The organism is Klebsiella sp. HC6 (genome assembly GCF_022605325.1).
GTDB classification, from domain to species: Bacteria; Pseudomonadota; Gammaproteobacteria; order Enterobacterales; family Enterobacteriaceae; genus Klebsiella; species Klebsiella terrigena.
Map to the genome: position 1 here is coordinate 5,609,176 of NZ_CP093276.1, position 13,546 is coordinate 5,622,721.

10 protein-coding genes are annotated in these 13,546 nt (G+C 56.1%); 2 read left to right on the plus strand and 8 right to left on the minus strand.

The window, feature by feature from the left end; translation table 11 throughout:
• Positions 1 to 34: 34 nt before the first annotated feature.
• From MMW58_RS27040 to ssb1, 3 genes are all read right to left on the minus strand, one after another.
• Positions 35 to 1,594, minus strand: a complete 1,560-nt coding sequence (locus tag MMW58_RS27040) for a site-specific integrase (RefSeq protein WP_241722480.1) — start codon at positions 1,592 to 1,594, stop codon at positions 35 to 37.
• Positions 1,584 to 2,831, minus strand: coding sequence for a tyrosine-type recombinase/integrase (locus MMW58_RS27045; RefSeq protein ID WP_241722481.1), 1,248 nt, complete (start codon positions 2,829 to 2,831; stop codon positions 1,584 to 1,586). Before MMW58_RS27045 ends, MMW58_RS27040 begins: the two co-directional genes overlap by 11 nt.
• A gap of 158 nt (positions 2,832 to 2,989) precedes the next feature.
• Positions 2,990 to 3,526 carry a single-stranded DNA-binding protein SSB1 gene (gene ssb1, locus MMW58_RS27050; RefSeq protein WP_123709998.1) on the minus strand — a complete coding sequence of 179 codons (537 nt, stop codon included), beginning with the start codon at positions 3,524 to 3,526 and terminating at the stop codon, positions 2,990 to 2,992.
• Between the two features lie 252 nt (positions 3,527 to 3,778).
• On the opposite strand from ssb1, the gene uvrA reads away from it, so the two are divergent.
• Complete coding sequence (uvrA, locus tag MMW58_RS27055; protein WP_159237609.1) at positions 3,779 to 6,604, plus strand: excinuclease ABC subunit UvrA; 2,826 nt, start codon at positions 3,779 to 3,781, stop codon at positions 6,602 to 6,604.
• Here uvrA and MMW58_RS27060 read toward each other — a convergent pair whose 3' ends face one another.
• The 5 genes from MMW58_RS27060 to dnaB all read right to left on the minus strand — a co-directional run bounded on the left by MMW58_RS27060 (position 6,605) and on the right by dnaB (position 12,253).
• Positions 6,605 to 6,961 (minus strand): MmcQ/YjbR family DNA-binding protein, encoded by a 357-nt coding sequence (locus MMW58_RS27060; protein ID WP_045853451.1) that lies wholly within the window; start codon positions 6,959 to 6,961, stop codon positions 6,605 to 6,607.
• Positions 6,962 to 7,199: 238 nt separating this feature from the next.
• Positions 7,200 to 7,913, minus strand: coding sequence for an acid phosphatase AphA (gene aphA, locus MMW58_RS27065; RefSeq protein WP_241723785.1), 714 nt, complete (start codon positions 7,911 to 7,913; stop codon positions 7,200 to 7,202).
• 288 nt (positions 7,914 to 8,201) lie between these two features.
• Positions 8,202 to 9,395, minus strand: coding sequence for an aromatic amino acid transaminase (gene tyrB, locus MMW58_RS27070; protein ID WP_159237608.1), 1,194 nt, complete (start codon positions 9,393 to 9,395; stop codon positions 8,202 to 8,204).
• A gap of 219 nt (positions 9,396 to 9,614) precedes the next feature.
• A complete protein-coding gene (gene alr, locus MMW58_RS27075; protein ID WP_133601248.1) occupies positions 9,615 to 10,694 on the minus strand; it encodes an alanine racemase in 1,080 nt (359 codons plus the stop codon).
• 143 nt (positions 10,695 to 10,837) lie between these two features.
• The gene (dnaB, locus tag MMW58_RS27080) at positions 10,838 to 12,253 is read right to left on the minus strand and encodes a replicative DNA helicase (protein WP_241722482.1); all 1,416 of its coding nucleotides are present in this window, start codon (positions 12,251 to 12,253) and stop codon (positions 10,838 to 10,840) included.
• A gap of 63 nt (positions 12,254 to 12,316) precedes the next feature.
• On the opposite strand from dnaB, the gene MMW58_RS27085 reads away from it, so the two are divergent.
• A complete protein-coding gene (locus MMW58_RS27085) occupies positions 12,317 to 13,300 on the plus strand; it encodes a quinone oxidoreductase (protein ID WP_133601249.1) in 984 nt (327 codons plus the stop codon).
• Positions 13,301 to 13,546 lie beyond the last annotated feature (246 nt).

Sequence of the window (13,546 nt, forward strand, 5' to 3'; positions counted from 1 at the left end):
CGTCAGAATAGCCTTTGGCTTGAACTGGAAAATCTCAGCCATTGGTAATTAATCCCTCTTTACCAAGCTCTTCACGACGTTTAGCGCAACGCATAATCACATCTGCCACCGCGATGATGCTACGATCAAGCACGGCAGCAATCTGGATGTCGCCAGTTATCTCTTTCACCCGCTCACGCTCATTAAGCAAGCCCTGATAGACATCCTCATGTGGGCCATCCAGCCAAGGCTGGAAATGCATGCAGGTGTAACAAGGAATAGGAACATTGGCACCACAAAAGCCATGTTCTCCACAAGTACCAACGCCCTGTCCCATTTCGGTCCGAATACGACTAGTAGGGTCATTACCTCGATGCGCGTCCCTCTCTGAATCGACAAGTACCCCGACAAAAGCCTGAGCGTATGGTGCCAATTGGAAGCCAACCGCTTCATCCAGCTTTTTCACATGTTCGGGGATATTTTTGATATAAACGCCTGCGTTTTGGGTGTCCGTATGGTCGAGCAGTTCCGCAATCACCAACTCGCCAAAGCCCTCCCGAGCAGCTCGTGTGCCCGTGGTATAACGAAAACGACGAGCATTGATATGCAATAGCTCGCCGGTCCGTTCCGACCGGATATCGGACTTTTCTACGATGTACTGGAGTGTCTCGGTTATATCTGCTGCTGGTATGTGGAGTTTGTCAGTGGCAAGCAGTTGGCAGAATTCATAAGGGGATTGGATAGTCGCTAGCACATCAAGATCAGGAAATAGAGGGATCTGCTGCCGGTCAGCTTCCTGCAATTCAATCCCGAGACGATTCTCAACCAGAGTAACTGCATTTCTTGCCTGAGCACTCAGGACTGCCCATAGTTCGAGAGTCATAGCATAGGGTTTGAAGCTTTCGCGAAAAAAGCTGCTACGTTGCTTAGCTCGCGGCACATTCAACACATAGAAGGGTTCACCCTTTTCATTTTCTCCGCAGAGAATATCAACCACGCGCAGCTGCGAGATCTGGATTGAGCGACGTCCCGTATGACTGATGCTGAGAGCCATAGCCAACTGAGCGATGGTTATTACGCTCTTTTCATAAGCTCGTACAACCGCTTCGTTAAACGCTTGAAGTTCATTATCCGTCAGCGGCCCCTCTAGAGGATCCAATCGCTTAACCGCATCCCCCTTACGCCCCCCTTTTAATCTCCACCCCTCCAGCAAACACGCCACGTTCTTGCTAACACCGGGATAGCCCAGCTTGTGCCACTTTCGCAGTAGAACACTAACGCTGCCTAACTCATGCTCATGAGCCGCATCCAAAGAAGACCTGTATCCAATCAACATGATATCGTCAATACGAGTAGCTTTAGTTGCACGAATCATGTCTAAGAAACACAAGAAAATATGTCTCGTGTATCCCGCGGACAGGTTCCTGGCATAAAATGACAGGGTATGAAGAAACCCACTCAGAGTCTCAGGATCCAGAAGGTCATGTATCATACCAACCGAAATATTGTTGTTTTTATCTAATCTCCACATAGTTTCATGCAACATGAAAAAGTATCCATTTGATTTTGCAGGTATTTTATCGGTAGGCAATGCTGGTAAGATGTTATTCATCATCAATCTTCATGTCCTTTGGTAAGCGAGTGCCATTTCCCTCTTGTAAAGCCAAGGCGGCCTCAAAACCTTTTCGCTGAATGAAACGCTTGTTGTAAGTCGCTGCGGTTCCTGAGCCCGGTTTCCAACCTTGTAAGTACGCACGGATTTGCTCTTGTCGTTCTTCGCTGACTGGCTCATCCATGGCATCCATTCTTTCTGAAAACTTACGATTCCATGTATGGCGGAGCGAGTGTCCAGTCACTGTGTACAATTGCGGCGATACATCTTTGACCAAGGAAAATATTTTGTGATAACCCGCCTTGGAGATAGGGTTTCCGACAGTTGGCCCACGCTTGTAAGTCACAAACAGATAGTCATTTTTCTTTGCATTTTGGACTTTTCGGCGATCTTTGGTGATATAACTGTGCAGTTCTTGAGCTAAGGATTCAGCCAACGGTATGAGCCGTTCTCTGGTTTTGGCATTAGGCTCATTGGTTCTAGAATCAGCTCGTTCATCTGCTCGCCTAACGATACGGATCCTGTTAGAGCTAAAATCTATGTCCTGTATTCTGATGTTTAACAATTCGCCACCTCGGATGCCCAGATGATACAGAAGCAAGATCATCAGCCGATTGCGGCGCTGCACATCAATTGAAAAAGGATTCCACTCTGAATCGAGCTTGATCGTCTCAAATAGCACATCCAATTGAACATCACTCAAAGACCTGTCTTGCAATGTACTGTTTCTGCTCTTTTTAGACGGTCGGCGCACCTTTATTTGCGTCGCCATAGTCTTGATCTGTTCGACAACATCCTGCTCAGGCATCTTTAAGATATGCATAGCATACCAGCGTAAATAGTTGGCAAACGTTGTTAGGCGGGAATGTTGTGTTCCGTTATCCACGATATTGACCAACTCATCATCCAGCCAAGGGTTGGAGAACGCTTTTGATGGTATCCTGCCTTGCTTGCGCTGAGCAAAATCTCGCAGATCGTCCATCTCATGTGGCTTGAAGAAATCTTTGGTCAATAACCGTTCTTCAAGGTTAATGTCACGACTCTCTAGAAAGCGTAACAACAAGACTAGGTTGTTAGCAGCAGCTAGCGTCGTTGAGAAGGCATTGCCTTTATTGCGGATTTGGGTTGTTAAAAACAAAGTTGGATAATACATAGGAAGGCCAGAAGCACGATCCACTACCATGCAATAGCGCTCGCCACTATCCATGACAAATGTTGTAACTCTGTAGTTCTTTTCCATGCGCCCACAACCCATAAACATTACATAATTACAAGGTAGACTATATGTGAAAAATTACCAATTTATACAAGACACTTTTCCCGGCGCTAGAAACAAAAAACCCCTGAATTAACAGGGGCCTATATTTACATTCTTTACAGATAACTCTAAGGTCATCTTCAGAACGGGATGTCGTCGTCGAAATCCATCGGCGGTTCATTAGAAGGTGCTGCCGGAGCCTGCTGCTGCGGACGAGACTGCGCGCCGCCGCTGAACTGGTTGCCACCCTGCGGCTGCTGCTGTGGCTGCTGAGGCTGACCCCAACCGCCCTGCTGCTGGCCGCCGCCTGCCGGAGCGCCGCCGCCCTGACGGCCACCCAGCATCTGCATGGTGCCGCCAACGTTGACCACGATCTCAGTGGTGTACTTCTCAGTACCGGACTGATCGGTCCATTTGCGGGTACGCAGCTGGCCTTCGATATAAACCTGCGAACCTTTACGCAGGTATTCGCCGGCCACTTCAGCCAGCTTGCCGAACAGCACAACGCGGTGCCATTCGGTCTGTTCTTTCATTTCGCCGGTCTGCTTATCGCGCCAGGATTCGGAAGTCGCCAGCGTGAAGTTGGCGACGGCGCCGCCACTTGGCATGTAGCGTACTTCCGGGTCCTGCCCCAGATTACCGACGAGAATCACCTTGTTTACGCCTCTGCTGGCCATGATCGAATCTCCTGAATACGTTTCTTAATAAGTGTAAACCGGTAATTCTAACACCACAAAGGCCCTTTTAGATAGCTGGGACGTCGATTCCAGTAAACATCTTATCGCTATACAATTTTTCACCATCAACCCACGCTGCCATTCCAATACTGTATATTCAAACAGGTCGGATTGTGCCATAATTAGCCGTTTCCGCCGTTTGTTCTTCATACAAACCAGGCAATCCGTGTATCTACCTACCGGGAAAGGTGAATGGATAAGATCGAAGTTCGGGGCGCCCGCACCCATAATCTCAAAAACATCAACCTCGTTATCCCCCGCGACAAGCTGATTGTCGTCACCGGGCTTTCAGGGTCAGGCAAATCCTCACTGGCTTTCGACACGCTGTATGCCGAAGGGCAGCGCCGCTACGTTGAATCACTCTCCGCCTACGCGCGTCAGTTCCTGTCGCTGATGGAGAAGCCGGATGTCGACCATATCGAGGGGCTGTCGCCGGCGATTTCCATCGAACAGAAATCAACGTCCCATAACCCTCGCTCTACGGTAGGCACTATTACCGAAATTCACGACTATCTGCGTCTGCTTTACGCCCGCGTCGGCGAACCGCGCTGCCCGGACCACGACGTCCCGCTGGCGGCGCAAACCGTCAGCCAGATGGTCGATAACGTGCTTTCCCAGCCGGAAGGCCAGCGCCTGATGCTGCTGGCGCCGATTATCAAAGAGCGTAAAGGCGAGCATACCAAGACCCTGGAGAACCTGGCGAGCCAGGGCTATATCCGCGCGAGGATCGACGGCGAAGTTTGCGATCTCTCCGATCCGCCAAAGCTTGAGCTGCAGAAGAAACACACCATTGAAGTGGTTATCGATCGCTTCAAGGTGCGTGACGATCTCGCCCAGCGGCTGGCCGAATCGTTTGAAACGGCGCTGGATCTCTCCGGCGGAACCGCCGTTGTTGCCAATATGGACGACCCGAAAGCGGATGAGCTGCTGTTCTCCGCCAACTTCGCCTGTCCGATTTGCGGCTACAGCATGCGCGAACTGGAACCTCGCCTGTTCTCCTTCAACAACCCGGCCGGCGCCTGCCCCACCTGCGACGGCCTTGGCGTGCAGCAGTATTTCGATCCCGAACGCGTGATCCAAAACCCGGAGCTGTCGCTGGCGGGCGGGGCGATCCGCGGCTGGGATCGGCGTAACTTCTACTATTTCCAGATGCTGAAGTCGCTGGCCGAGCATTACCAGTTCGATATCGAAGCGCCCTGGGGCACCCTCAATGCCGACGTGCAGAAAGTCATTCTGTTCGGCTCCGGCAAAGAGAATATTGAATTCAAGTACATGAACGATCGCGGCGACACCTCCGTGCGCCGCCATCCGTTCGAAGGCGTTCTGCACAATATGGAACGCCGCTACAAAGAGACCGAATCCAGCGCGGTGCGCGAAGAGCTGGCGAAGTTTATCAGCAACCGCTCCTGTACCAGCTGTGATGGCACCCGTCTGCGCCGCGAAGCGCGCCACGTCTTCGTCGAAAATACGCCGCTGCCGACAATCTCCGATATGAGCATTGGCCATGCGATGGACTTCTTCACCAACCTGAAGCTCTCCGGCCAGCGGGCGCAAATCGCGGAAAAGGTGCTGAAGGAGATCGGCGATCGCCTGAAGTTCCTCGTCAACGTCGGCCTGAACTACCTGACGCTCTCGCGTTCGGCGGAGACGCTGTCCGGCGGCGAAGCCCAGCGTATTCGTCTGGCCAGCCAGATCGGCGCCGGGCTGGTCGGCGTCATGTACGTGCTCGACGAGCCGTCCATCGGCCTGCATCAGCGCGACAACGAACGCCTGCTTGGGACGCTGGTTCACCTGCGTAACCTGGGCAATACGGTCATTGTCGTTGAGCATGATGAGGACGCGATTCGCGCCGCTGACCACGTGATCGATATCGGCCCCGGCGCTGGCGTACACGGCGGGCAGGTGGTGGCTGAGGGCACGCTGCAGGATATTATGGCGGTGCCTGAATCCCTGACCGGGCAGTACATGAGCGGCAAGCGCAAGATTGCGGTGCCTGAGCAGCGCGTAGCCGCCGACCCGCAGAAGGTGCTGAAGCTGACCGGCGCGCGCGGTAACAACCTGAAGGACGTTACGCTGACGCTGCCAGTGGGCCTGTTTACCTGCATTACCGGCGTCTCCGGTTCCGGTAAATCAACGCTGATTAACGATACGCTGTTCCCGATAGCCCAGCGCCAGCTCAACGGCGCGACTATCGCCGAACCGGCGCCCTATCGCGACGTGCAGGGGCTGGAGCATTTCGATAAGGTTATCGATATCGACCAGAGCCCCATTGGCCGTACGCCGCGCTCTAACCCGGCAACCTATACCGGCGTGTTTACGCCGGTACGCGAACTGTTCGCCGGCGTGCCGGAATCACGTTCACGCGGCTACACGCCGGGGCGCTTTAGCTTTAACGTTCGCGGCGGCCGCTGCGAAGCCTGCCAGGGCGATGGCGTTATCAAGGTCGAGATGCACTTCCTGCCGGATATCTACGTGCCGTGCGACCAGTGCAAGGGCAAGCGCTATAACCGCGAAACGCTGGAGATTAAGTACAAGGGTAAGACTATCCATGAAGTGCTGGATATGACCATCGAAGAGGCGCGCGAGTTCTTTGACGCCGTCCCTGCGCTGGCGCGTAAGCTGCAAACCCTGATGGACGTAGGCCTGACCTATATCCGTCTTGGCCAGTCGGCGACCACGCTCTCCGGCGGCGAGGCTCAGCGCGTGAAGCTGGCGCGCGAGCTGTCGAAGCGCGGAACCGGCCAGACGCTGTATATTCTCGATGAGCCGACCACCGGTCTGCACTTCGCCGATATCCAGCAGCTGCTGGACGTTCTGCATCAGCTGCGCGATCAGGGCAACACCATCGTGGTCATTGAGCACAACCTGGACGTCATCAAAACTGCGGACTGGATTGTGGACCTCGGCCCGGAAGGCGGCAGCGGCGGCGGGGAAATTCTCGTCTCCGGGACCCCAGAGACGGTTGCCGAGTGCGAAGCCTCGCACACCGCGCATTTCCTCAAGCCGTTGCTGAGCTAATCACTGCGAAAGCTGCTGTCGGGTCGGCTCCGACAGCAGCCTAATCGCCTGCTGATAAGAGGCGTCGACCAGGTAGTAAATCTGCGAATCCGGCAGCGAACCGTCAAGGAATACCGTACTCCAGTGGGCCTTGTTCAAGTGCCGGCTAGGGCGCACGTCTACGTGCTGCTCCCGCAGAAGCTCGGCAAGTTCCGGGCTGGCCTTCAACGACACCGCGGGGCGCTTATCCTCCACCTCCTTGACCATCGCAAACAGCACGTCCGACACTTTAATCTGCGTCGCCTTCCAGTCGCTGTGTACGCTTTGCTCCGCGCCAGGCTTGGCCATGCAGTAGAGCAATAACTCCGAAATTGTCATCTAATATTCCCCCATGAGCGTCCCGACGCGATGGCGCGAACCGCCGTGAATGCGATATTCCGCGAGCCGCACCGCGGCCCGACTGTCGATGTCAGATAAGCCATTCATGCTGCGAATGAATCTTTCTAAGTGTGCAGCAATAAGCGAAAAGGTAAAACCTTCCGGAGCGGATTTTGTACAAAAAAACGGCAGCCCTCCGGCTGCCGCTGTTGCTGGCTGCTATTTCGCCCGCAGGCGATCAGTAATCGGAGTTCACAATAACCTCTTCCCCCTGGGCCCCGGCCATCGGTAAAGGCTTGTAAGAGGAGTTGGAGGCGCGCAGAACGCGAATGCCCCGCGCGCCCGCCTCTCGGGCGGCGGAAATATCGTTATCCGAGTCGCCGTAGAAGACCTTGATGTTTTTCTCCTGCAGCCACTGGGTTTTCGTGTTCTGTCCCGGCTTATCGCCGGCAAAAATGACCGGATTCATGTTTGCCGCGGGGATCAGGAAATCATCCTGCAGGGTTTTCGAGACCGTTTCGGTTTTGGTCTGACTGCGGCCGGTCACAAAATAGATGCTATCGCCGCGCTTAACGTGCATCGCAATCAGCTGACGTGCGACCTCTTTCGGCATGCTGAAATCATCCCAGCCGTTGTTCATTTTTTCCCAAAACTCGGGGTTTTTCAGGTAAGCATCGCTGCCGGGAGAGAATGTTTTCTGACCGCGCCAGAATCCAGGGCTGGAAAACAGCACGGTATCGTCAATATCAAAGCCCACCGCAATCGGCTGGCGCCCCAGCAGGCTATTTTCAATCTGCGCCACCGAGACCCAGTGAATCGGCGCCTGTTCAGCGAGCTTAGCGACGTTGGTTCCCGTCGAGAGGGGCTGCGGCGTCGAAGCGCGGGCAACGACGGCGCTATTAAGCGTGAACAGCAGGCAGACGGCCCCGAAGGCCAGGGTGATTTTGCGCATATTTATCCCTATAAACGTCATCATTCAAACGGCCTCTTTGACGGCTACGGTTAGCCGAACGCTCCCTGGGGCTGAGACGCATTTTGCATGATGGCGAGTGTAAATAACCGAATCATTATAATTTTCAATAATGTGGGTGCTTATAAATTCACCATGACCTTAACCCCGGCATCCGGTGATGAAAAGAGGTTTCTGCTCGAATGTCATAGAAAAAGAGAATGATCACACTTCAGGAAGGGAATTGCCCTCTCCTTTATACGTCGGAAAGGGCCAGATATTGCTGGGGGGTTATATCACTGCAGAAAATGCCTGCGCAACGCGCTGAACGTTGCCCGAGTTAAGGCCCGCCATGCACATCCTGCCGCTGGAAATCAGATAGACGCCAAACTCTTCGCGCAGGCGATCGACCTGAGCGGCGCTCAATCCCGTGTAGCTAAACATCCCGCGCTGCTTGAGCAGGTAGTCAAAGTTAACGCCGGGGACCGCCTCTTTCAGGACGTTCACCAGCTCCTGACGCATCGCCAGAATGCGCGTGCGCATCTCTTCGACTTCCGCCAGCCATGAGGCCTTCAGCTCCGCGTCGTTCAGCACGGTGGCAACCACCTGCGCCCCGAAGTTCGGCGGGCTGGAGTAGTTACGGCGTACGGTCGCCTTCAGCTGGCCGAGCACGCGTCCCGCCGTTTCGCTATCTTCGCAAACCACCGACAGGCCGCCCACGCGCTCGCCGTACAGGGAGAAGATTTTCGAGAAGGAGTTGCTGACCAGCATCGGCATCCCGGCGCTGGCAATCGTGCGAATTGCCCAGGCGTCATCTTCCATGCCCGCGCCATAACCCTGGTAGGCGATGTCGAGGAAAGGGATCAGGCTGCGCGCTTTCAGCACTTTTGCCACTTCATCCCACTGGTCATGGTTCAGATCGGCGCCGGTTGGGTTATGGCAGCACGGATGCAGCAGCACGATATCGCCTTCAGGGAGGGTGCGCAGCGTCTCGAGCAGCGCCTCAAAGCGCACGCCGTTGGTCTCATTATCAAACCAAGGGTAAGCACTTACTTCGAAGCCAGCCCCTTCAAAGATAGCGATGTGGTTTTCCCAGGTCGGATCGCTGACCCACACGCGCGCCTGCGGGAAGTAGCGCTTGAGGAAATCCGCCCCCACCTTCAGCGCGCCGGAACCGCCCAGCGTCTGAATGGAAGCCACGCGCTGCTGCTGCAGTACCGGGTGTTCGGCGCCAAACAGCAGCGGCGCAATGGCGCTACGGTAAGCATTCAGACCCTCCATCGGCAGATACAGCGAGGCGCCGTGCGGCTGCGCGTTAAGGCGCGCTTCCGCTTCCGCCACCGCCTTCAGCTGCGGGATAATTCCGGCTTCGTTGTAGTACAAACCAATGCTGAGGTTTACTTTGTCGCTGCGAGGATCTTCTTTGAAACGCTCCATTAAGGAGAGAATGGGGTCGCCAGCGTAGGCGTCAACTTTCTGAAACACGCGATGTTTCTCCAGGTTTACAAAAGGCAGGTCATAACACAATAAACCGGAAGCCGTGGCAGGTCGAGAGGATGTTAGCGGATTGCCGATGACGATCGCCCTATAGGGCGCCGGCGGGGCTTTTCCCGGCCGCAGCGCTGGCGCCGTAGCCGGGCTGTCGGGTAGCGCCCTGGCCCCGGCGGCCGCGACGCTGCCGGGGAATATTGCGGTAAATCGGGGCTAATCGACGTATTTCATCGAAACGCGTGAAGTCAGGCGCGTGATAAGTTCGTAAGCACTTACTTTTGTAATTTCTGCAATCCGTTCAACGGGTAAACCTTCTCCCCACAGCACCACCGGATCGCCGGACCTCTCCTGCGCCTCGGGGCCGAGGTCGACGCAGATCATATCCATCGCCACGCGGCCGACAATCGGCACTTCCCGACCGTTAACCAGCACCGGCGTACCGGACGGCGCAGCGCGCGGATAGCCATCGCCGTAGCCCATCGCCACTACGCCCAGCCGGGTATGGCGTTCGCTAATCCAGGTCCCGCCGTAGCCCACCGGCTCGCCCGCTTTATGCTCGCGAACGGCAATCAGACTCGAGGTCAGCGACATCACCGGCTGGCAGCCAAAGTCGGCGCCGGTGGATTGATTCTCTAACGGCGACACGCCGTAGAGAATAATGCCCGGCCGCACCCAGTCAAAATGCGACTGCGGCCACAGCAAAATCCCGCCGGAGGCGGCGATAGAGCGCAGGCCAGGCTTGCCATCGGTAAAGGTGGTGAAGATATCCAGCTGCCGCTCGGTGGCGCCGCACTCCGGCTCATCCGCGCGGGCAAAGTGGCTGACGACGTTCACCGGCTGGCGGACGTTTTTACAGCGGCTCAGGCGCTGGTAGAAAGCCTCCGCCTCTTCCGGCAGCACGCCCAGCCGATGCATGCCGGTATCGAGCTTCATCCAGACGCTGACCGGTTCGCTCAGCTCGGCGCTTTCCAGCGCGGCCAGCTGTTCGGGGCTATGCACCGCCGTTTGCAGGCGCTCGGCGGCAATCACCGGCAGATCGCTGGCCTCAAAAAAGCCTTCCAGCAGCAGGATCGGCTGCGTGATGCCGCCCGCCCGCAGGCGTAGGGCTTCTTCAAGCCGGGCGACGCCAAAGGCGTCGGCATCAGGGAGCGTTCGCGCGGTCTCGATAAGACCGTGTCCGTAAGCGTTCGCTTTCACGACTGCAACCAGCTTGCTGGCAGGCGCCAGTTCACGCAGACGTTGCAGGTTGTGTCGCAGAGCGCGGCGGTTAATGACTACAGTTGCCGCTTGCATTTAAGTTCCTTAATAAAAGAGTCGCCGGTATCCATCGCGCTGCGGGAAGGCGACAGGTCCGGGCGCCCCGGGAGCTTAACAGGCTAAGTGACCGAGGCGGGCGGGCGCGTCAACGTACCAGCGGCGTGAAGGACTACGGAGATTTACTCATCATCATACTGAGGGCCGGCATAGTTATCGAAGCGCGACCATTGCCCGTTAAACGTCAGACGTACCGTACCAATGGGGCCGTTACGCTGCTTACCAATAATAATTTCGGCGATGCCTTTCAGGTCGCTGTTCTCGTGATAAACCTCATCACGATAGATAAACATGATTAAGTCAGCATCCTGTTCAATAGAGCCTGATTCACGGAGATCGGAGTTTACCGGGCGCTTATCGGCGCGCTGCTCCAGGGAGCGGTTAAGCTGCGACAGGGCCACCACCGGCACCTGCAGCTCTTTGGCCAGCGCCTTCAGCGAGCGGGAGATTTCGGCGATCTCCAGGGTACGGTTATCGGAGAGCGACGGCACGCGCATCAGCTGCAGGTAGTCGATCATAATCAGGCCAATGCCGCCGTGCTCGCGGGCGATACGGCGGGCACGGGAGCGCACTTCCGTCGGCGTCAGGCCGGAGGAGTCATCGATATAGATATTGCGTTTTTCCAGCAGAATGCCCATGGTGCCCGAAATTCGCGCCCAGTCTTCGTCATCGAGCTGGCCGGTACGGATACGCGTCTGGTCGACGCGCGACAGCGAGGCCAGGGTACGCATCATAATCTGCTCAGAGGGCATCTCGAGGCTGAAAATCAGCACCGGCTTATCCTGCAGCATCGCCGCATTTTCGACGATGTTCATCGCAAACGTCGTTTTACCCATCGACGGACGCGCCGCGACGATGATCAAATCCGACGGCTGCAGACCCGCGGTCTTTTTATTCAGGTCGTCATAGCCGGTATTCACGCCGGTGACGCCGTCGTGCGGCTGCTGGAACAGCTGCTCGATACGCGCCACGGTCGCATCGAGCACTTCGGCGATATTTCTCGGACCTTCGTCTTTATTCGCGCGGCTCTCGGCGATCTTAAAGACCCGGGACTCCGCCAGATCGAGCAGGTCTTCGCTGGTGCGACCCTGGGGGTCGAAGCCCGCTTCGGCAATTTCGTTCGCCACCGAGATCATTTCGCGGACAACGGCTCGTTCGCGCACGATGTCGGCATAAGCGCTGATGTTCGCCGCGCTTGGCGTATTTTTTGAGAGTTCAGCCAGATAGGCGAAACCGCCTACGCTGTCCAGCTGCCCCTCGCGCTCAAGCGATTCCGCGAGCGTAATAAGGTCAATCGGGCTGCCGGTTTCCTGCAGGCGGGCCATTTCAATAAAGATATGACGGTGCGGACGCGTGTAAAAGTCTTCTGCAACAACGCGCTCGGCGACGTCGTCCCAGCGCTCGTTGTCCAGCATTAAACCGCCCAACACCGACTGTTCCGCTTCAATCGAGTGCGGCGGTACTTTCAGCCCGGCGACCTGCGGATCGCGAACTCGGGGTTCAGTCTGGGGTTTGTTGAAGGGTTTATTTCCTGCCATATTGAATGGAATTCCCGGAATAGAAATTGGCTCGAAAGGTTACCACATAGTTCAGGAGGAAGCATGGCAACACGTATTGAATTTCACAAGCACGGTGGCCCCGAAGTTCTGCAGGTGGTGGAGTTTGTGGCAGGGGATCCGGCAGAGCACGAGATACAGGTAGAGAACAAAGCTATTGGTATCAACTACATCGATACCTATATTCGCAGCGGCCTCTATCCGCCCCCTTCACTTCCGAGCGGATTAGGTACCGAAGCCGCCGGCGTGGTGACAAAGGTCGGGCGCGGCGTCACCCATATTAAAACCGGCGATCGCGTCGTCTACGCCCAGTCGGCGCTGGGCGCCTACAGCTCGGTGCATAACGTCCCCGCCGATAAGGCCGCTATTTTGCCTGCGGCCATCTCCTTCGAGCAGGCGGCGGCCTCCTTCCTTAAGGGGCTGACGGTCTATTATCTGCTGCGTAAAACCTACGAAATCAAAGCCGGTGAGGCGTTCCTGTTCCACGCCGCGGCCGGTGGCGTCGGGCTGATAGCCTGCCAGTGGGCGAAGGCGCTGGGGGCCAGGCTCATCGGCACCGTCGGCAGCGCGCAAAAAGCGCAGCGCGCGAAGCAGGCCGGAGCCTGGGAGACGATCAACTATCGTGAAGAGAATATCGCCGAGCGGCTAAAAGAGATTACCGAGGGTAAGAAGGTGCACGTAGTCTATGATTCCGTGGGCAAAGACACCTGGGAGGCCTCGCTTGACTGTCTGCAGCGTCGAGGGTTGATGGTCAGCTTCGGCAACTCCTCCGGTCCGGTTACCGGCGTTAATCTGGGGATCCTCAACCAGAAAGGTTCGCTGTACGTTACCCGCCCTTCTCTGCAGGGCTATATCACCAGCCGCGAAGAGCTGGTAGAAGCCAGTAACGAGCTCTTTTCGCTGATCGCCAGCGGCGTGATAAACGTCGACGTTGCCGAGAGTCAAAAATATCCGCTGGCCGACGCCCGACGCGCGCACGAGGTGCTCGAAAGCCGCGCCACCGAAGGCTCAAGCCTGCTGCTGCCGTAATAGTTAAACGCCCCTGCTGCCTGAAGTATGGCGGGAAACCTCCCTAAATAATTCGGGCTACAGGAAGGCGGCAAGATAGCGAATCCCCGGGAGCTTACTCCGGTAAGTGACCGGGGTGAGTTAACGCAGCCAACGCCCCTGTAGTCTGAAGTATGACGGGAGAGACGGGAGGGGGAAAAGTTTAGGGCTTCCAAATGGAAGCCCTTACTTTTTTTAGTTCGGCTGTATGTAGGGTACAGCGCGATG

What these genes read in the sequence shown, in the direction of transcription:
- MMW58_RS27040 (WP_241722480.1), bottom strand. Translation starts at nt 1,594, where the DNA reads ATGATGAATAACATCTTACCAGCATTGCCTACCGATAAAATACCTGCA.
- MMW58_RS27045 (WP_241722481.1), bottom strand. Translation starts at nt 2,831, where the DNA reads ATGGAAAAGAACTACAGAGTTACAACATTTGTCATGGATAGTGGCGAG.
- ssb1 (WP_123709998.1), bottom strand. Translation starts at nt 3,526, where the DNA reads ATGGCCAGCAGAGGCGTAAACAAGGTGATTCTCGTCGGTAATCTGGGG.
- uvrA (WP_159237609.1), top strand. Translation starts at nt 3,779, where the DNA reads ATGGATAAGATCGAAGTTCGGGGCGCCCGCACCCATAATCTCAAAAAC.
- MMW58_RS27060 (WP_045853451.1), bottom strand. Translation starts at nt 6,961, where the DNA reads ATGACAATTTCGGAGTTATTGCTCTACTGCATGGCCAAGCCTGGCGCG.
- aphA (WP_241723785.1), bottom strand. Translation starts at nt 7,913, where the DNA reads ATGCGCAAAATCACCCTGGCCTTCGGGGCCGTCTGCCTGCTGTTCACG.
- alr (WP_133601248.1), bottom strand. Translation starts at nt 10,694, where the DNA reads ATGCAAGCGGCAACTGTAGTCATTAACCGCCGCGCTCTGCGACACAAC.
- dnaB (WP_241722482.1), bottom strand. Translation starts at nt 12,253, where the DNA reads ATGGCAGGAAATAAACCCTTCAACAAACCCCAGACTGAACCCCGAGTT.
- MMW58_RS27085 (WP_133601249.1), top strand. Translation starts at nt 12,317, where the DNA reads ATGGCAACACGTATTGAATTTCACAAGCACGGTGGCCCCGAAGTTCTG.